At 70.9% G+C, this 18,122-nt stretch carries 16 protein-coding genes; 13 read left to right on the forward strand and 3 right to left on the reverse strand.

The annotated features are described in order from the left end of the window. Positions 1 to 7: 7 nt before the first annotated feature. The 10 genes from carA to NWFMUON74_RS15015 all read left to right on the forward strand — a co-directional run bounded on the left by carA (position 8) and on the right by NWFMUON74_RS15015 (position 12,977). A complete protein-coding gene (carA, locus tag NWFMUON74_RS14970; protein WP_187689167.1) occupies positions 8 to 1,129 on the forward strand; it encodes a glutamine-hydrolyzing carbamoyl-phosphate synthase small subunit in 1,122 nt (373 codons plus the stop codon). After that, positions 1,129 to 4,437 (forward strand): carbamoyl-phosphate synthase large subunit, encoded by a 3,309-nt coding sequence (gene carB / locus NWFMUON74_RS14975; RefSeq protein ID WP_187688397.1) that lies wholly within the window; start codon positions 1,129 to 1,131, stop codon positions 4,435 to 4,437. Before carA ends, carB begins: the two co-directional genes overlap by 1 nt. 68 nt (positions 4,438 to 4,505) lie before the next feature. After that, on the forward strand, positions 4,506 to 4,868 hold the full coding sequence (locus NWFMUON74_RS14980; protein WP_187688398.1) for a hypothetical protein: 363 nt from the start codon (positions 4,506 to 4,508) through the stop codon (positions 4,866 to 4,868). Further along, complete coding sequence (gene pyrF, locus NWFMUON74_RS14985) at positions 4,865 to 5,689, forward strand: orotidine-5'-phosphate decarboxylase (RefSeq protein WP_187688399.1); 825 nt, start codon at positions 4,865 to 4,867, stop codon at positions 5,687 to 5,689. The genes NWFMUON74_RS14980 and pyrF overlap by 4 nt, the downstream gene beginning before the upstream one ends. Before the next feature lie 584 nt (positions 5,690 to 6,273). Next, complete coding sequence (gene mihF / locus NWFMUON74_RS14990; RefSeq protein ID WP_040748769.1) at positions 6,274 to 6,591, forward strand: integration host factor, actinobacterial type; 318 nt, start codon at positions 6,274 to 6,276, stop codon at positions 6,589 to 6,591. Between the two features lie 7 nt (positions 6,592 to 6,598). After that, a complete protein-coding gene (gene gmk, locus NWFMUON74_RS14995; protein ID WP_187688400.1) occupies positions 6,599 to 7,180 on the forward strand; it encodes a guanylate kinase in 582 nt (193 codons plus the stop codon). A gap of 78 nt (positions 7,181 to 7,258) precedes the next feature. Beyond that, a complete protein-coding gene (gene rpoZ / locus NWFMUON74_RS15000) occupies positions 7,259 to 7,534 on the forward strand; it encodes a DNA-directed RNA polymerase subunit omega (protein ID WP_187688401.1) in 276 nt (91 codons plus the stop codon). A gap of 52 nt (positions 7,535 to 7,586) precedes the next feature. Beyond that, positions 7,587 to 8,804 (forward strand): bifunctional phosphopantothenoylcysteine decarboxylase/phosphopantothenate--cysteine ligase CoaBC, encoded by a 1,218-nt coding sequence (gene coaBC / locus NWFMUON74_RS15005; protein WP_187688402.1) that lies wholly within the window; start codon positions 7,587 to 7,589, stop codon positions 8,802 to 8,804. Between the two features lie 268 nt (positions 8,805 to 9,072). Beyond that, positions 9,073 to 10,287: a methionine adenosyltransferase gene (gene metK / locus NWFMUON74_RS15010; protein ID WP_187688403.1), complete on the forward strand. Its 1,215-nt coding sequence runs from the start codon at positions 9,073 to 9,075 to the stop codon at positions 10,285 to 10,287. 149 nt (positions 10,288 to 10,436) lie between these two features. Continuing rightward, positions 10,437 to 12,977: a primosomal protein N' gene (locus NWFMUON74_RS15015; protein ID WP_187689168.1), complete on the forward strand. Its 2,541-nt coding sequence runs from the start codon at positions 10,437 to 10,439 to the stop codon at positions 12,975 to 12,977. A gap of 165 nt (positions 12,978 to 13,142) precedes the next feature. Here NWFMUON74_RS15015 and NWFMUON74_RS15020 read toward each other — a convergent pair whose 3' ends face one another. Continuing rightward, positions 13,143 to 13,790, reverse strand: coding sequence for a VC0807 family protein (locus tag NWFMUON74_RS15020; RefSeq protein ID WP_187688404.1), 648 nt, complete (start codon positions 13,788 to 13,790; stop codon positions 13,143 to 13,145). A gap of 166 nt (positions 13,791 to 13,956) precedes the next feature. On the opposite strand from NWFMUON74_RS15020, the gene NWFMUON74_RS15025 reads away from it, so the two are divergent. Then, complete coding sequence (locus NWFMUON74_RS15025) at positions 13,957 to 15,114, forward strand: sensor histidine kinase (protein WP_187688405.1); 1,158 nt, start codon at positions 13,957 to 13,959, stop codon at positions 15,112 to 15,114. Next, positions 15,111 to 15,785 (forward strand): response regulator, encoded by a 675-nt coding sequence (locus tag NWFMUON74_RS15030; RefSeq protein WP_232111029.1) that lies wholly within the window; start codon positions 15,111 to 15,113, stop codon positions 15,783 to 15,785. The genes NWFMUON74_RS15025 and NWFMUON74_RS15030 overlap by 4 nt, the downstream gene beginning before the upstream one ends. Positions 15,786 to 15,919: 134 nt before the next feature. On the opposite strand, the gene NWFMUON74_RS15035 is transcribed toward NWFMUON74_RS15030, so the two are convergent. Further along, on the reverse strand, positions 15,920 to 16,762 hold the full coding sequence (locus tag NWFMUON74_RS15035) for an SDR family oxidoreductase (protein WP_187688406.1): 843 nt from the start codon (positions 16,760 to 16,762) through the stop codon (positions 15,920 to 15,922). Positions 16,763 to 16,837: 75 nt separating this feature from the next. Between NWFMUON74_RS15035 and NWFMUON74_RS15040 the strand changes: the two genes are divergently transcribed. After that, positions 16,838 to 17,425: a TetR/AcrR family transcriptional regulator gene (locus tag NWFMUON74_RS15040; RefSeq protein WP_232111030.1), complete on the forward strand. Its 588-nt coding sequence runs from the start codon at positions 16,838 to 16,840 to the stop codon at positions 17,423 to 17,425. A 3-nt stretch (positions 17,426 to 17,428) separates the two neighbouring features. Here NWFMUON74_RS15040 and NWFMUON74_RS15045 read toward each other — a convergent pair whose 3' ends face one another. After that, entirely contained in the window at positions 17,429 to 18,118 is a 690-nt protein-coding gene (locus NWFMUON74_RS15045; protein WP_232111031.1) for a TetR/AcrR family transcriptional regulator, read from the reverse strand. Positions 18,119 to 18,122 lie beyond the last annotated feature (4 nt).

Here is an 18,122-nt window from a genome sequence, read left to right on the forward strand (position 1 = left end):
CGCGGTGATGGTGCTGGAGGACGGCCGGGTGTTCCGCGGCTCGGCCTTCGGCGCCGAGGGCGAGACGCTGGGCGAGGCGGTGTTCTGCACCGCGATGACGGGATACCAGGAGACGCTGACCGATCCGAGCTACCACCGGCAGATCGTGGTGGCGACGGCGCCGCAGATCGGCAACACCGGCTGGAACGACGAGGACGACGAGTCGAAGAAGATCTGGGTGGCCGGGTACGCCGTGCGCGACCCCGCCCGCCGGGTCTCCAACTGGCGGGCCACCACTTCGCTGCCCGAGGAACTGCGCCGCCAGAACGTGGTCGGCATCGCGGGCATCGACACCCGCGCGCTGGTCCGCCACCTGCGCACCCGCGGCTCGATGAAGGCGGGCATCTTCTCCGGCCCGGCCGCCGACGCCGCGGTGGACGAGTTGCTGGGCCGGGTCACCGGGCAGCCCTCGATGCTGGGCGCCGACCTGGCCGGCGAGGTCAGCACCGACGACGTCTACACGATCGAAGCCGGCGGGGCGGTGGGTGGGAAAGGTACTGCCGAGCACCGGTTCACCGTGGTCGCGGTCGACCTGGGGATCAAGACCAACACGCCGCGCATGTTCGCCCAGCGCGGGATGCGGGTGCACGTGGTGCCGTCGAGCGTCACTGTGGACCGGATCAGGGAGCTGCGGCCCGACGGTGTGTTCCTGTCCAACGGCCCCGGCGATCCGGCCACGCAGGACGACGCCGTGGATCTCACCAAAGCCATTCTGGGCGAAGGGATTCCGCTGTTCGGCATCTGCTTCGGCAATCAGATCCTGGGCCGCGCGCTGGGCCTGGGCACCTACAAGATGAAGTTCGGCCACCGCGGCATCAACGTGCCGGTCGTCGACCACGCCACCGGGCAGGTCTCGATCACCGCGCAGAACCACGGATTCGCGCTGGAAGGCGAGGCCGGGCAGCGTTTCGACACCCCGTTCGGCGCCGCGGAGGTCAGCCACACCTGCGCCAACGACGGCACCGTCGAGGGCGTGCGGCTGGTGGACGGCCGCGCCTTCTCCGTGCAGTACCACCCGGAAGCCGCCGCCGGGCCCCATGATGCCGCTTATCTCTTCGACCGTTTCGCCGGTCTCATGGAAGGAGCCTGATGCCCCGCCGCGAGGATCTACGCCACATCCTGGTGATCGGCTCGGGCCCGATCGTGATCGGCCAGGCCTGCGAGTTCGACTACTCCGGCACCCAGGCGTGCCGGGTGCTGCGGTCGGAGGGCCTGCGCGTCTCGCTGGTCAACTCCAATCCGGCCACCATCATGACCGACCCGGAGTTCGCCGACTCCACCTACGTGGAGCCCATCACGCCCGAATTCGTCGAGAAGGTCATCGACAAGGAGCGCCCCGACGCGATTCTCGCGACGCTGGGTGGCCAGACCGCGCTCAACACCGCGGTCGCGCTGCACGAGCGCGGCGTACTGGAGAAGTACGGCGTCGAGCTGATCGGCGCCGACTTCGAAGCCATCCAGCGCGGTGAGGACCGGCAGAAGTTCAAGGACATCGTCGCCGAGGTCGGCGGCGAGTCCGCGCGCTCCAAGGTCTGCTACACCATGGACGAGGTCCGCGACACCGTGGCGGACCTGGGCTTCCCGGTGGTGGTACGGCCGTCGTTCACCATGGGCGGGCTGGGCTCGGGCATGGCCTACAACGACGAGGACCTCGACCGCATCGCCGGCGGCGGCCTCGCCGCGTCCCCGACGGCCAACGTGCTCATCGAGGAATCCATCCTGGGCTGGAAGGAATTCGAGCTCGAGTTGATGCGCGACGGTCGCGACAATGTCGTGGTGGTCTGTTCCATCGAGAACGTCGACCCGATGGGCGTGCACACCGGCGACTCGATGACCGTCGCGCCCGCGATGACGCTGACCGACCGCGAGTATCAGAAGATGCGCGATCTCGGCATCGCCATCCTGCGCGAGGTCGGCGTCGACACCGGCGGCTGCAACATCCAGTTCGCGGTCAACCCCGCCGACGGCCGCCTGATCGTCATCGAGATGAACCCGCGTGTCTCGCGCTCATCGGCGCTGGCCTCCAAGGCGACCGGGTTCCCGATCGCCAAGATCGCCGCCAAGCTGGCCATCGGCTACACCCTCGACGAGATCGTCAACGACATCACCAAGGAGACCCCGGCCTGCTTCGAGCCCACGCTGGACTACGTGGTCGTGAAGGCGCCGCGGTTCGCGTTCGAGAAGTTCCCGGGCGCCGATCCGACGCTGACCACCACCATGAAGTCGGTCGGCGAGGCGATGAGCCTGGGCCGCAACTTCGCCGAGGCGCTGGGCAAGGTGCTGCGCTCGCTGGAGACCAAGGCCACCGGCTTCTGGACCCTGCCCGACGGTGAATGGACCGATCCCGCGGCGATTCTGGAAGACCTGCGGACACCCACCGAGGGCCGCATCTATCAGGTCGAGCGGGCGCTGCGGCTGGGCGCGACCATCGAAGACGTCGCCGCCGCCTCGGGGATCGACCCGTGGTTCGTGGCCGAGGTCGCCGCCCTGGTGGACCTGCGCATCGACATCCTCGCCGCGCCGGTCCTCGACGAGCGGCTGCTGCGCCGGGCCAAGCACTACGGGCTGTCCGACCGTCAGCTCGCCGCGCTGCGCCCGGAGCTGGCCGGTGAGACCGGCGTGCGCGAACTGCGCCACCGCCTCGGCGTGCGCCCGGTGTACAAGACCGTCGACACCTGCGCCGCGGAGTTCGAGGCCAAGACGCCGTACCACTACTCCAGCTACGAGCTGGACCCGGCGGCGGAATCCGAGGTGGCGCCGCAGCCCGAGCGCGACAAGGTGATCATCCTCGGCTCCGGCCCCAACCGCATCGGCCAGGGCATCGAGTTCGACTACTCCTGCGTGCACGCCGCCCAGACCCTGTCCGCGGCCGGGTACGAGACGGTGATGGTCAACTGCAATCCGGAGACCGTCTCCACCGACTACGACACCGCCGATCGCCTCTACTTCGAGCCGCTCACCTTCGAGGACGTCCTCGAGGTGTATCACGCCGAACGTGAATCCGGCACGGTCGCGGGCGTCATCGTGCAGCTGGGCGGGCAGACCCCGCTGGGCCTGGCGCAGCGGCTCACCGACGCCGGGGTCCCCGTGGTCGGCACCTCCGCGGCCGCCATCGATCTGGCCGAGGACCGCGGGGAGTTCGGTGACGTGCTGGTCGCGGCCGGGCTGCCGGCGCCGAAGTACGGCACCGCCACCACCTTCGGGCAGGCCAAGGAGATCGCCGCCGAGATCGGTTACCCGGTGCTGGTCCGCCCGTCCTACGTGCTCGGCGGGCGCGGCATGGAGATCGTCTACGACGAGACCTCGCTGGAGGGTTACATCTCCCGCGCCACCGAGCTGAGCCCGGAGCATCCGGTACTGGTGGACCGGTTCCTGGAGGACGCCATCGAGATCGACGTCGACGCCCTGTGCGACGGCGAGGAGGTCTACCTGGGCGGCGTGATGGAGCACATCGAGGAGGCCGGTATCCATTCCGGTGACTCGGCGTGCGCGTTGCCGCCGATCACGCTGGGCCGCAGCGACATCGAGGCCGTCCGCCGCTCCACCGCGGCCCTGGCCCAGGGTATCGGCGTGCGCGGCCTGCTCAACGTGCAGTACGCGCTCAAGGACGACGTGCTCTACGTCCTCGAGGCCAATCCCCGTGCGAGCCGGACGGTTCCGTTCGTGTCCAAGGCGACGGCGGTGCCGCTGGCCAAGGCCGCGGCGCGAATCATGCTCGGCGCCACCATCGCCGAACTGCGAAAGGAGGGCATGCTGCCCGCCGAGGGCGACGGCGGGCACGCGCCGCTGGACGCGCCCGTCGCGGTCAAGGAGGCGGTGCTGCCGTTCCACCGGTTCCGCCGCCCCGACGGCACCGGCATCGACTCGCTGCTGTCGCCGGAGATGAAGTCCACCGGCGAGGTGATGGGCATCGACGCCGACTTCGGCACCGCCTTCGCCAAGAGCCAGGCCGCGGCCTACGGGTCGCTGCCGGTCGCGGGCACCGTGTTCGTCTCCATCGCCAACCGCGACAAGCGGGCGATGGTGTTCCCGGTGAAGCGGCTGCACGACCTCGGCTTCCGCATCCTCGCCACCGACGGCACGGCGGAGATGTTGCGGCGCAACGGAATTCCGTGCGAGCCGGTGCGCAAGCACTCCGAGCCGGGGCCGTCGGGCGAGCCGACGATCGTCGACCACATCAAGGATGGTGAGATCGACATCGTGTTCAATACCCCGTACGGCAATTCGGGGCCGCGCGTCGACGGATACGAGATCCGCAGCGCAGCGGTGGGTGTGAGCATTCCGTGTATTACGACGGTGCAGGGTGCGGCCGCGGCCGTGCAGGGTATCGAGGCAACGATCAACGGCGGTATCGGGGTGCGCTCGCTGCAAGAGTTGCACGCCGTACTTCGGGGCTGACTGAAGGAGACGATACGGTGGGAACCATCGGGTTTGGCGCGGGACCGCGACCGGTAGGCGCTGGACGAGTGAAGCCGCGGCGCCGCGCGATCGACGGCGCCGTGGTGGCCCCGCCCGGCGGCGGGGATGTCCGGCCGATGCGGAAGGTGGGCGGTTACAGCACCGTCGGCTTCCGCGCGACGCCGCCCATCGACCGCAAGCCGGCGGCCGAGCCGGAGCTCACGGCGACCGAGCGCGAGCTGGCGGCGATCGACCGCGAACTCGCCGCCATCGACCGGGAGCTGGCGGCCGCGGACCGGGAGCTGGCGGGCTCCGGCACGGCCCCCGAGGCCCGGCTCGCCGGAGTTCCCGAGGCGTTCGCCGGTGTGCCGGGCCTCGGCGCGGTCGCCGACGTGCCACCGGGCGCGCGGCTCGCCGCAGCCCACCGATGACGTCGTTCGGCGCGCGGCTGCGGCACGAGATGCGGCAGCACGGGCCGTTGTGTGTCGGCATCGACCCGCACCCGCAGTTGCTGCGGGACTGGGAGCTGTCGGAGGACATCGACGGCCTGAAACGGTTCGCCGACGCGTGCGTGGACGCCTTCGCGGGCCGGGTGGCCCTGGTGAAGCCGCAGGTGGCGTTCTTCGAGGCGTACGGCTCCGGCGGTTTCATGGTGCTCGAGGACACCATCGCCGCGCTGCGCGACTCCGGCACGCTGGTGCTCGCCGACGCCAAGCGCGGCGACATCGGCTCCACCATGGCCGCCTACGCCGCGGCCTGGCTCGGTGACGGACCGCTGGGCAGCGATGCCGTCACGGTGTCGCCGTATCTCGGATTCGGTTCGCTCGCACCGGCATTGGAGCTGGCCGAGATGAACCGCCGCGGCCTGTTCGTGCTGGCGGCCACCTCCAATCCGGAGGCCGCCGGTCTGCAGCGCACCGTCACCGCCGACGGCCGGACCGTCGCCCAGGGCATGGTCGACGACGTCGCGGTGCGCAACGTGGGCGCCGCCTTCGGCTCGGTTGGAGTCGTCGTGGGCGCCACGCTGACCGAGATCCCGAATCTGTCCCTGCTCAACGGTCCGATCCTGATGCCGGGCGTGGGCGCGCAGGGCGGGGGACCGGAGTCGGTCCGCGCCCTGATTCCGGCGGGCAGCCACGCCGCGGTGCTGCCGAACGTGTCGCGCGAACTGTTGCGGGCCGGGCCGGACGTCTCGGCCCTGCGTGAGCGGCTCGAGCGGCTGCGCGACGATTTCGCGTTCCTTCAGGCCTGAGCCGCCGCCGTCCCGGGCTCCCCGCACATCGGAGATCCGGGCGGTGGCGGCCGCCGCGGATACCGACGAAACTGGTCTGTTTGCCCGGATGGGCCCGCTGCCGCTCCCGGCCCTCGTGGCCGTCCGGGAATCACACCCCTGTGTTTTCCGCTGTCAGCGCCCCGCGGAGGCCGTGGCGCGCGGCCTCCGGACCGGATGCCGGTACCGCTCTCGTGACCCGAATCAGGTGCCTCGAACCGCGACACGCAGGCATGAAAACGTGCGACACGCCGAAAAATCGAGAAAAGTCCTGGTCGCGCGATAACGGGCCGATTACGACCGCTTCGGTCACTCGCCCAATCGGTCAGGTGCCCGGTAGCCGACCGTATAACCGCAGGCCACGCGGCTGCGAGCGGATCCGGCGGTAGGATCTGCGCTAGCGGCTCGAGTGTGCGCGAAGGTCCGCCCGGGTGCCCGCCACCCTGCCCGAATCCCGCGCTGACCTGGGGGGTGGGTTCGCAATCGGCACGCCGCGTGGGTACGGTCGCACAGACCGCCGGGTTACCGGCGGGAGATTAAGCAATGAACGATGAGACGGAGGAACCGTGGCCCTTCCCCAGCTGACTGACGAGCAGCGCGCCGCTGCTTTGGAGAAGGCGGCTGCCGCTCGCCGCGCTCGGGCAGAGCTCAAGGAGCGCTTGAAGCGTGGCGGCACCGACCTGAAGACGGTCCTGAAGGATGCCGAGACCGACGAGGTCCTGGGCAAGATGAAGGTGTCGGCGCTGCTGGAGGCCCTGCCCAAGGTCGGCAAGGTCAAGGCGGCGGAGATCATGACCGAGCTGGAGATCGCTCCGACGCGCCGCCTGCGCGGTCTGGGCGACCGCCAGCGCAAGGCGTTGCTGGCGAAGTTCGACCAAGCCTGATCCGAGGGTGGTCGAGCATTCGCAGAAGGGTCGGCTGGTAGTACTGGTCGGCCCCTCGGCCGTCGGCAAGTCCACCGTGGTCCGCTGTGTCCGCGAGCGGCTGCCCGACCTGGTTTTCAGTGTGTCGGCCACCACCCGGGCCCCGCGGCCCGGGGAGGTCGACGGCCGGGACTACCGGTTCGTGACCAGGGCCGAGTTCGACGCCATGATCGAACAGGGGGAATTGCTCGAGTGGGCCGACATTCACGGCGGCCTGCAGCGGTCCGGCACCCCGGCCGCACCCGTACGGGCGGCGCTCGCCGCCAATCTGCCCGTGCTCGTGGAGGTCGACCTGGCGGGGGCGCGGCAGATCCGCACCACCATGCCGGAGGCCCTTCTGGTCTTCCTCGCGCCACCGAGCTGGGACGAACTCGTCGCCCGGCTGACCGGTCGCGGCACCGAATCGCCCGAGGTCATCGAGCGTCGGCTGCAGACCGCGAGGACCGAACTCGCCGCATGTGACGAGTTCGACACCGTGATCGTGAACGACGACCTGACCAGCGCCTGTGAGCAGTTGGTATCGTTATTCGTTAGCACAAATTCGAGATGAGGGCGGCGGAATCGTCCCGTCGCCTCCGAATTTGCCGTAAGACCCCGATTCCCACCACGACCCGCAGGAGCCTCCTCAGTGAGCGACACCAAGACCGTGCCCGCGTACGACACTCCGGTCGGCCTCACCAACCCGCCGATCGACGAGCTGCTCGAGCGCACGTCGTCCAAGTACGCGCTGGTCATCTACGCGGCCAAGCGGGCGCGTCAGATCAACGACTACTACAACCAGCTCGGCGACGGCATCCTCGAGTACGTGGGCCCGCTGGTCGAGCCGGGCCTGCAGGAGAAGCCGCTGTCGGTGGCGATGCGCGAGATCCACGCCGATCTGCTCGAGCACTCCGAAGGCGAGTGAGCCAGCGGCGCCGCCGCCCACCCATCTCCACCGGACGAAGAGGCTTAGTCAGATGCGGATCGTTGTCGGCGTGGGCGGCGGTATCGCCGCCTACAAGGCCTGCTCGCTCGTTCGCAAGTTCACCGAGACCGGGCACGACGTCCGGGTGATCCCCACCGAGTCGGCGCTGCAGTTCGTCGGCCGGGCCACCTTCGAGGCGCTGTCGGGCAATCCCGTGCACACCGGCGTCTTCGCCGACGTGCCCGAGGTGCCGCACGTCCGCCTCGGCCAAGAGGCCGATCTGGTCGTGATCGCCCCCGCGACGGCCGACCTGATGGCCCGCTCCGCGCTGGGCCGCGCCGACGATCTGCTCACCGCGACCCTGCTGACCGCACGATGTCCCGTGCTGTACGCCCCGGCCATGCACACCGAGATGTGGGAGCATCCGGCCACGGTGGCGAACGTCGCGACGCTGCGGGCGCACGGCGCGATCGTCATGGAACCGGCCGCGGGCAGGCTGACCGGCGCCGACACCGGCCCGGGGCGACTGCCCGAGCCGGAGGAGATCTTCGCGCTGGCGTCGCTGCTGCTGGAGCGCTCCGACGCCATCCCGCGCGATCTGACGGGCCGCCGCATCGTGGTCTCCGCGGGTGGAACCCGCGAGCCGCTGGATCCGGTGCGCTTCCTGGGCAATCGCAGCTCCGGTAAGCAGGGTTTCGCGCTGGCCCGGCTGGCCGCGCAGCGCGGCGCGCACGTCACGCTGGTCGCGGGCAACACCATCGGCCTCGAACCGCCCGCCGCGGTGGAACTGGTGCATGTCACGACGGCCGAACAGCTCGGCGTCGCGGTCGACAAGCACGCGGTCGGCGCCGACGCGGTGATCATGGCCGCCGCGGTGGCCGACTTCCGGCCCACCAACGTGGCCGCGGCCAAGATCAAGAAGGGTGTGGACGAGCCGGACCGGATCGACCTCACCAAGAATCGCGACATTCTGGCCGGGCTGGTGCAGGCCCGGCACGACGGGCAGCTGCCCGGACTGGCCATCGTCGGCTTCGCTGCGGAGACCGGCGACGAGCACGGCGACGTGCTCACCCACGCGCGCGCCAAACTCGAGCGGAAGGGCTGCGACCTGCTGGTTGTCAATGCCGTCGGTGAGGGTAAGGCGTTCGAGGTGGACAACAACGACGGCTGGCTGCTCGGCGCCGACGGCACCGAGCAGGCTCTCGACCACGGGTCGAAGCTGCTGCTGGCCAGTCGCGTGCTGGATGCGCTGGGACCGCTGTTGCGCTGAGGCGCAAACGGTTTCGGCCTAGCATGCGAATACGCGTTCGGTGCACAATGGCATCGAGCGCGATAGTGCACCGACTGCCGAAACGGAGCCCTGTGGAGGCGGTAGCGGGTGGCGACGGCGGTAGATGCTGGTCACGGCACTGCCGCGGTGCGCTGGGACCGTACCGCGTCGGTGGTTTGGAATAGTCTGAGGTAAAGGGTTGTGCTGTGGCGCGAGTTCGCTACTGTCGCAACTCGGTACCAGACCCGTTGAGGGAGAGGGAAAAACTGTGCGCACGTCCGGTAGCCGGCTATTCACCAGCGAGTCCGTGACCGAGGGTCATCCCGACAAGATCTGTGATGCCATCAGCGATTCCGTTCTCGACGCGCTGCTCGCGCAGGATCCCCGCAGCCGCGTCGCGGTGGAGACCTTGGTGACGACGGGCCAGGTGCATGTCGCGGGCGAGGTCACCACCGAGGCCTACGCCGACATCCCGACCATCGTGCGCGAGAAGGTGCTCGAGATCGGATACGACTCGTCCGCAAAGGGTTTCGACGGCGCGTCCTGCGGTGTCAATGTCGCGATCGGCGCGCAGTCGCCCGATATCGCCCAGGGTGTGGACACCTCGCACGAGGCCCGCGTCGGCGGCTCCGATGACGAGATCGAGCGCCAGGGCGCCGGCGACCAGGGCCTGATGTTCGGCTACGCCACCCGGGAGACCCCGGAGTTGATGCCGCTGCCGATCGCGCTGGCGCACCGGCTGTCGCGGCGGCTCACCGAGGTCCGCAAGTCCGGCGTGCTGCCGTACCTGCGGCCCGACGGCAAGACCCAGGTCACCATCGAGTACGACGGCACCAAGCCGGTCCGGCTGGACACGGTGGTGCTGTCCACCCAGCACGCCGCCGACATCGACCTGGACAACCTGCTCGCCCCCGACATCCGCGAGAAGGTCGTGGAGTCGGTGCTGGCCGATCTGGAACTGCCCGAGCCGCTGAACACCTCCGATTTCCGGCTGCTGGTGAACCCGACCGGCAAGTTCGTCCTCGGTGGCCCGATGGGCGACGCCGGTCTCACCGGTCGCAAGATCATCGTCGACACCTACGGCGGCATGGCCCGCCACGGCGGTGGCGCGTTCTCCGGCAAGGACCCGTCGAAGGTGGACCGCTCGGCCGCCTACGCCATGCGGTGGGTCGCCAAGAACGTCGTCGCGGCCGAACTCGCCGAGCGGGTCGAGGTGCAGGTCGCCTACGCCATAGGCAAGGCGGCGCCGGTGGGCCTGTTCGTGGAGACGTTCGGTACCGAGCAGGTGGACCCGGCCAAGATCTCCACCGCCATCGCCGAAGTGTTCGACCTGCGGCCCGGCGCGATCATCCGCGATCTGGACCTGCTGCGCCCGATCTACGCGCCGACTGCGGCGTACGGCCACTTCGGCCGTACCGATATCGACCTGCCGTGGGAGAGCACCGACCGCGCGGGCAAGCTGCGCGCGGCAGTGGGACTGTGATCGTGTCCGTCGACGGTGCCGGTCGGCCGCGCGCGGCCGCCGGGCGGTAATTGACCGAGGCCGCGCCCGAGGCGGCAGCCGCTGCGCCCCGCAAGGGCAAGCAGGCTGCCGCCGTCGCGTCGGTGCGCCCGATCGCGCGGGTGCTGCCGATGCTCGAACCCGCCCACCTGGACCGGGATTTCGACTACCTGGTCCCCGCCGAGATGGACGCGCTCGCCCAGCCGGGTGTGCGCGTCCGGGTGCGTTTCTCGGGCCGCCTCATCGACGGTTTCATCCTGGACCGCCTCGACCACACCGACCACACCGGAAAGCTGATGCGGCTCGAGCGGGTGGTCTCCGGCGAACAGGTCCTCACACCGGAAATTCTCCGTCTCGTCACCGCGGTCGCGGCCCGGTGCGCGGGCACCCGCGCCGACGTCCTCCGCCTGGCGATACCCCCGCGCCACGCCAGGGTGGAGTCGGAAAAGCCACGTGGGCAGGAGGATTCGGGTGCCGCCTCGGTATCGGAGGCGGTCGTGAACGAACGGGCCTCCGGCGAAAGCGGCGACGGGCGTTCGGATTCGGTGGGGACCGAACTGGATTCGGCCTCGATCGATGCGAGTGCCGAGGCAGTGGAGAAGACGTCGGATACCGGACGCCGGGCTTCGTTGGGGCCGGAGTCGGATTCGGTGTGGCCCGGTCCGAACAGCCGAGCCGGAGGTGCGCGGCGCGCGGGGGGTCCGGAAGTGGTTGTGTCCGAGCTGGATTCGGGATCGTCCGGTGTGATCGACGGTGCCGACGGTGTGCCGGTCGACGGAGAAGGGGCGAGCCGGGGCCGGGTGGGAGCCACGGCGGATCCGGCTTCGCCCGTTGATCTTTCGCGGTATGCGGGGTGGGAGAAGTATCGGCACGGGATGTCGTTCCTGAGTGCGCTGGCGGGCGGAAAGGGGCCGCGGGCGGCGTGGCAGGCGGTGCCGGGGGAGGAGTGGGCGCGGCGGCTGGCCGAGTTGGCGGCGGTGGTGGTGGGGAGCGGGCGCAGTGCCGTGCTGATCGTCCCCGATCAGCGGGATCTGGATCGGCTGTCCGCGGCGTGTGCGGAATCGGTGGGAGACGCGGCGGTCGGGCTGGCGGCCGGGCTCGGGCCCGCCGCGCGATACCGGCGGTGGTTGGCCATCCTGCGCGGTACTGCGCGGGTGGTGATCGGTACGCGCAGTGCGGTTTTCGCGCCGGCGCGGGATCTCGGCCTGATCGCGATCTGGGACGACGGGGACGACACCTACGCCGAGCCCCGGGCGCCGTACCCGCACGCGCGGGAGGTGGCGATGCTGCGCGCACACGAGACCGGCGCCGCGTTCGTGGCGGGCGGGTTCGCGCGGACCGCCGAGATCCAGGCCGTCGTGGCCTCCGGGTGGGCGCACGACCTGATCGCCGATCGCGCGGTCGTGCGGCGGTTCGCGCCGCGGATCAGCGCGCCCGGCGACAGTGACGTCGCTCTGGAACGGGACCCGGTCGCGCAGGCCGTGCGCATCCCGGCGGTGGCGTTCACCGCGGCCCGCAAGGCACTCGCCGCCGGGCAGCCGGTCCTGGTCCAGGTGCCGCGCCGCGGTTACGTGCCCGCCCTCGCCTGTGCCAAATGCCGCGTCCCCGCCCGGTGCCGACACTGCAACGGGCCGCTGGCGCTACCCGACACCGACGCCCCCCGATCCGCGAAGGTCGCTGCGCGACACAACGATCCGACCACGCGCCCTTCCGCGCGGCGCCGCGGCACGACCACTGATGCCGGGGCCGCTGCTCGCGCCATGCCCTTCGACGAGTCCGCTGCGGCGACCGGAGAACGGCGGGATCCGTCGGCCCGGCCGGAACCGAGGGCTCCCGCGGCGCGTCCACCCTCGGCCCGGGAGCTGGGGGTCGCGTTGTCGCGCAGCGCGTCCGAGCCGGTGGCGCACAGCCCGAGCTGCCGCTGGTGCGGGAAGACCGAACCCGTGTTCCGGTGTGGGTCCTGTGGGTCCCGGGCATTGCGCGCGGTGGTCATCGGGGCGGCGCGGACGGCGGAGGAGTTGGGCCGGGCGTTTCCCGAGGTGCCGATCCGGGCGTCGGGTGGTGCGGCCGTGCTGGATGCGGTGTCCGGCGAGGCGCAGGTGGTGGTCGCGACCATCGGCGCCGAACCGGCGACCCCGGACGGCTACGGGGTGGCGCTGCTGCTCGACGGCTGGGCGCTGTTGGGCCGCGCGGACCTGCGGGCGGCGGAGGACGCGCTGCGGCGGTGGATGTCGGCCGCGACGCTGGTGCGGTCGTCCGGGCAGGTGATCGTCATGGCGGAGCCGTCCGTGCCCACCGTGCAGGCGCTGGTGCGCTGGGATCCGGTGGGGCACGCGAGATTCGAGCTGGAGTCCCGCACCGAGGTGCGCTTCCCGCCCGCCGTCCGCTTCGCCGCGATCGACGGCACCACCGAGTCCATCGCCGAATTGCTCGGCGAGGCACAGCTTCCCGACGGAGTGGAGATGCTGGGACCCGTGCCGCTGCCGCCCGGGGCGCGAAAGCCGTTCTCCTCCGGCGATTCCCCGGCCGAGGTGGAGCGGATGATCCTGCGCGCGGACCGCGCTCGCGGCGCTGCCCTCGCCCGCGCTCTCGGCGCCGCCCAGGCCGTCCGCAGCACCCACCGCTCGGACGCGCCACTGCGGGTGCAGATAGACCCTATCGATATCGGCTGATCGAGCCCGAGCGCGGTGTCGTGGACGCCGTGTCGTGGACGCCGATCACCTCGAGTCCGGCTGCGGCGGCGAGGGACCGGTAGCCGTCGGCGGTGCGTCTTTTCGCGGCTTGCTCCGGGAAAGTACCCGCCCGAATTTCCGATCGTCTTGGACGAATGGGATCGCTCAGGTCATCGCCGCGAGTCGCGACCGCATGTCGAGTTGCCGCCGACCGCGCAGCGTGTACAGCACGAGCAGCCCGATGATCGCCCACTGCACCGGGTTCATCAGGGCGACGGTCACCGAGACCGGCAGCGCGTAGATCAGCGCCAGGCGCAGCACGGCGTCGGCGGCGAGCCCGGCACCCCACACCGCCGTCGAGCTCCGGAATGCCCGCCGCACCTCGTGATCGCTGTGCCACAAGGCGTCCCAGCGCGCGGCCGACTCCGCGCCGGGCGCGTGCAGGCGCTGCGCCAGGCCGTACATGGCCGGACGGCCGACCACGCAGCTGCCCAGCAGCAGCGCACTGACCACCGCCGAACTGATGGGGTCCTTCACCAGCATCATCCGCTCGTCGCCGCCGAGCAGTGCCAGTGCCAGCCCGAGCAGGTTCAGTGCGAACGCGAACGCCGCCAGACCGTCGACCTTGCGCTGCGCCGCCGCGACACCGGCCGCCCAGAGCCCCGACACGATCGTCGAGCACAGCAGCGCGGCGAAGTCGCTGTACCCGGCTCCGCTCAGCAGGTAGTAGACGGCGGGCGACAACCCGATACTCGCCGCGAGGAACAGCAAGTTGCGTGCTCGGCCCGACCGCGGCTCGGCGGTCGCGGTCATCGGATCTCCTGGGAGACGTTGTGATTCATGGCTCGAACGCTATCGGCGGGGCCGTGTCGACCGCTTGGGTGCGCGGGTGGAGATCGAGATCTCCACCCGGGGGCCGAGCCCGCCCGCCTCCGCGGCCGCGACAATGCTGGTGCGGGGACGACCGCGAAGGAGAGTGATGCGACGGCTACGGCGCGCCGCCCGGGTGTTGTTCGGCGGCGACCCGGAATCCAGCCCGCTCACGCAGGTGATCGGCACGATGCTGCTGGCGGTGAACCTGGTGTTCAACCATCGCCAGCCGGTGCCGGGGTGGCTGTGGTGGACGCTCGGCGCGACCTACGTGTGCTGGGTGCTGTTCACCGCGGGCATCTCGCGGTGGCCGCGGCCGGCCTTCGCGGCGCTGGTGTGCTGCGCCCTGATCAGTGCGGCGGCGGTCGGACCGGCGCCGGACTCGTCGGTGCTGGTCATGCTGTGCGTGGCGGCCAGCGTCCTCGCTCAGCATCTGGTGCCGAGCGTCGCCGCCATCCTGTTCGTGTTCGCGGGCTGCCTGGTCGCGCTCGTCGCCGGCGGGCTGATCGCGGGGCGGTCGGCGGGCACCGTGGCCGCGCATGCCGCGATCCTCGTCATCCTGGTGCTGCTGGGCCTGTATCGGCGGCAGTACCGGATGCGGGTCCGGGAGACCGAGATGCTGCTGGCGCAGACGCGGCGCGCGCAACACGAGCATGCCCGCGCCGCCGCCCTGGACGAGCGGGCGCGCATCGCCCGCGAGATGCACGACGTGCTGGCGCATTCGCTCGGCGCGCTCACGGTGCAGTTGGACGTCGCCGAGGGACTGCTCAGCGAAAAAGGTGATGTGGCAGGCGCGCTGGCCCGGCTGCGGCAGTCGCGCCGGCTCGCCGCAGACGGCCTGGCCGAGGCGCGCAGCGCGGTGGCCGCCCTGCGCAGCGACGTGCCGCCGCTGCCGGAAGCGGTGCGCGAGTTGGCGGAAAGCTTTCGGCGCGACCATCATCTGGAAGTGAGCTGCCGGGTCGATGGTCCGGCGCGGACGGTCGGACCGGCGTCCACGGTCTCGCTGCTGCGCGCGGCGCGCGAAGCCCTGACCAACGCGGGCAGGCACGCGCCGGGCGAATCGGTGACCGTCACCCTGCGGTTCGCGCCCGGCCGGGTTCGATTGTCGGTGCGAAACCCGTTGCCGGCCATAGTGTCCCAGTACCGGCCGAGCGGCAGCGGGTATGGTCTGATCGGGATGCGCGAGCGGATCGCGCTGGTCGGCGGCACGCTGTCCGCCGGTCCGGACGGCGACGGCTGGCTGGTGACGGCGGAGGTTCCGGAGTGAGCGGGCAACGATCCGGCGACCCGATCCGGGTCCTGGTGGTGGACGATCAGCAGATCATGCGGGAGGGACTGGTCGCGCTGCTCGGTCTCGTCGACGAGGTCGAGGTCGTCGGCGCGGTCGGCGACGGCGAGCAGGCGGTGCGCGCGGTCACCGACCTCACGCCGGACGTGGTGCTGATGGATCTGCGGATGCCGGTGCTCGACGGTGTCGAGGCCACCCGCCGGATCGCCGGGCGCCACCCGGACACCGCGGTGCTCGTGCTGACCACCTACGCCGACGACGAGTCCATCGTGAGCGCGTTGCGCGCCGGCGCCCGCGGTTATCTGACCAAGGACGCCGGCCGGGTGGAGATCGCGGCGGCCCTGCGCGCCGCGGCCGCCGGGCAGTCGACCTTCGACGCCACCGTGTCCCAGCGACTGGTGGCCGCACTGTCACGCCCCGAGCCGCCGGGCCGACCGGCCACCCGCCCCGACGGCCTGACCGGCCGCGAGGCGGAGGTGATCGGCCTGATCGGCCAGGGGCTGAACAACGCCGAGATCGCCGCCGCTCTCTTCGTCGGGGAGACCACGGTCAAGACCCACATCAACAACGCCTTCGCCAAGATCGGCGCCCGCAACCGCGCCGACGCCGTCCGCTACGCCTACCGCCACGGCCTGGCCGACTCGGACTGAATCGCCCCGCTGTCCTCCGCCGTCCCGGAGTGAATCTCACCGTCGCTTCCGCCGACCCGGACTGAATCTCCTGCTGCCTCCGCGTCCGGCCCGCTCCCGCTGTAGTGCCGGGACGACGGCGAATGCCCGGATTCTCAGCGGAAGGCGGCCAGGTTGGCGCGCACCCAGGTGGCGTAATCGGTTGCGGGACGGGCGAGTACGCGTTCGATATCGGGACTGACCGCGAGCTCCGCCGCGGTGGGCTCGCCGAGAATCGACAGGGTGTCCTCGGCCACGGGGCCCGGCATGAACTCGGTCATGGCGGTGAACGCCTGTGCCCGGGACAACTCGACGAACCGCACCGGCTCGCCGAGCCCGGCCGCCAGCGCGCGAGCCTGTTCGCGCGGTGTCACCGAGCGCGGACCCGTGAGGGTGTAGACCTTCCCGGCATGCTCGGGCGAGCGTAGCGCCGCCGCGGCCACCGCGGCGATGTCGGCTGGGTCGACGTGGGGCAGACCCGTATCGCCGAACGGCGCGAAGACCGCGCGCTCGGTACGGACGGAATCGGCCCAGGCGAACGAGTTGGAGAAGAACCCGCCGGGCCGGAGCACCGTCCACTCCAGCCCGGAGTTCCGCAGCGCGGCCTCGAAATCCACGAGGCGCGTGGCCGACAGCCGGCCCGGCCGCGTCACCACCGACAGCGACGACAGGAACACCACGCGCCGCACACCTGCGTCCGCGGCGATCCGGATGGTCTCGGCCGGATCCGGCCCGGTGAACCCCAATTCGCCGCTGAGGAGCAGGAACAGGGCATCGGCACCGGCGAAGGCGGAGGGCAGCTGGGCCGTATCGGCGAGATCGGCACGCCGATGGTCGACCCCGTCCGGCAGCGACACCGCGCTGCCGCGCGATACCGCCACCACCTTCTCGCCCGCGTCGGCGAGCATCGGCACGAGCGTGCGTCCGATATTTCCGGTCGCTCCGGTCACCACGATCATTGTGCAACTCCTGAGTTAGTTGGCTGACTAAATGGACAGTAGGCGAGCGACCGCGGTTTGTCTATAGTTAGTTGGGTGACCAACTCAGTGCAGAAGTCCGTCCCGCGCGGCGGCAAGCGCGAGCGGCTCGTCGCGGCGGCGGCGCAGGTCTTTCACGAGCGCGGCGTGGAGAAGACGACCATCGCCGACATCGCGAGCGTGGCCGACGTGCCGGTCGGCAACGTCTACTACTACTTCAAGACCAAAGACCAGCTGGTGCGGGCGGCGATAGGGGCGCACGACGGCTACCTGCGCGAGCTGATCGCCGAACTCGAGCGCCGGGAGGACCCGGCCGACCGGCTCAGGGCGCTGATCCGGGGCTGGGTCGACCAGCGCGATGTCGCGGCCCGATTCGGTTGCCCCTCCGGCACTCTCGCGGCCGAGCTGGACAAGCGCGCCGACGGCCTGGACGGTGAGCTGGCCGAGGTCATGCGTCGGCTGATCGACTGGGCTCGGGCGCAGTTCGAGGCCATGGGGCGTGGCGACGCCGATGAGCTGGCCGTTGCCCTGGTGGCCTCGTATCAGGGAATCTCCTTGCTCACCAATACTTTCCGCGATCCGGAGCTGATGGCCGCCGAGGGGCGGCGGCTGGAACGCTGGATCGACGACCTCGCCGCGCGGTAGCGCTCAGTCCCGGGCGACGAGCGTTCCGGCGCGCTCGAGGGACTGTTCGATCTCGGCGCGGGCGCCACCCATGCCCACCAGGAGATCCACCGTCGCGGGGCCGAGAACCGTTGTCAGGCTGCTGTTCTCGGCGCCGAGGTAGCCGCTCAGATCCAGCATGACGGTGCCGTGCATGAGCGCCCAGACCCGCGCCGCCGCCTGCCGGGCCGGCGCCGGCGCGAGATGTCCGCCGTCGATCATCCGCTCGACCGCGCCCACCAGTTGCTCGAAGGTCTCCGCGCCCACGGCCTCGGCGACCGGTCCGGCCGTGACGTCGCGGTGCGGCGGATGCTCGGTCTGGTCCGCGGTCAGCCCGAACATCAATCGGTACCGCTGCGGGCTGGCCAGCGCGTAGCGGCGGTAGGCGTAACCCATGGCGAAGAAGTCGGCGACCGGGTCGTCGGTGGGCGGCGTGCTCGCCAATGCCGCGCCGAATCGCGTGAACGCCTCGGCCGCAATGGCTTTCAGCAGACCGTTCATGCCGCCGAAATGGGTGTAGACCGTCATCGTCGAGGCGCCGGCCGCCGCCGCCACCCGCCGGGTCTGCAATGCCTCGGGGCCACCCTCCTCGAGCAGTCGCAGGCCCGACTCCACCAGCCGGTCGCGCATGGCCGCGCCCCGGCGCCGGGTCGCGGCGTCCGAGCGGGAATTCACCGTT

This window comes from Nocardia wallacei (assembly GCF_014466955.1).
GTDB classification, from domain to species: Bacteria; Actinomycetota; Actinomycetes; order Mycobacteriales; family Mycobacteriaceae; genus Nocardia; species Nocardia wallacei.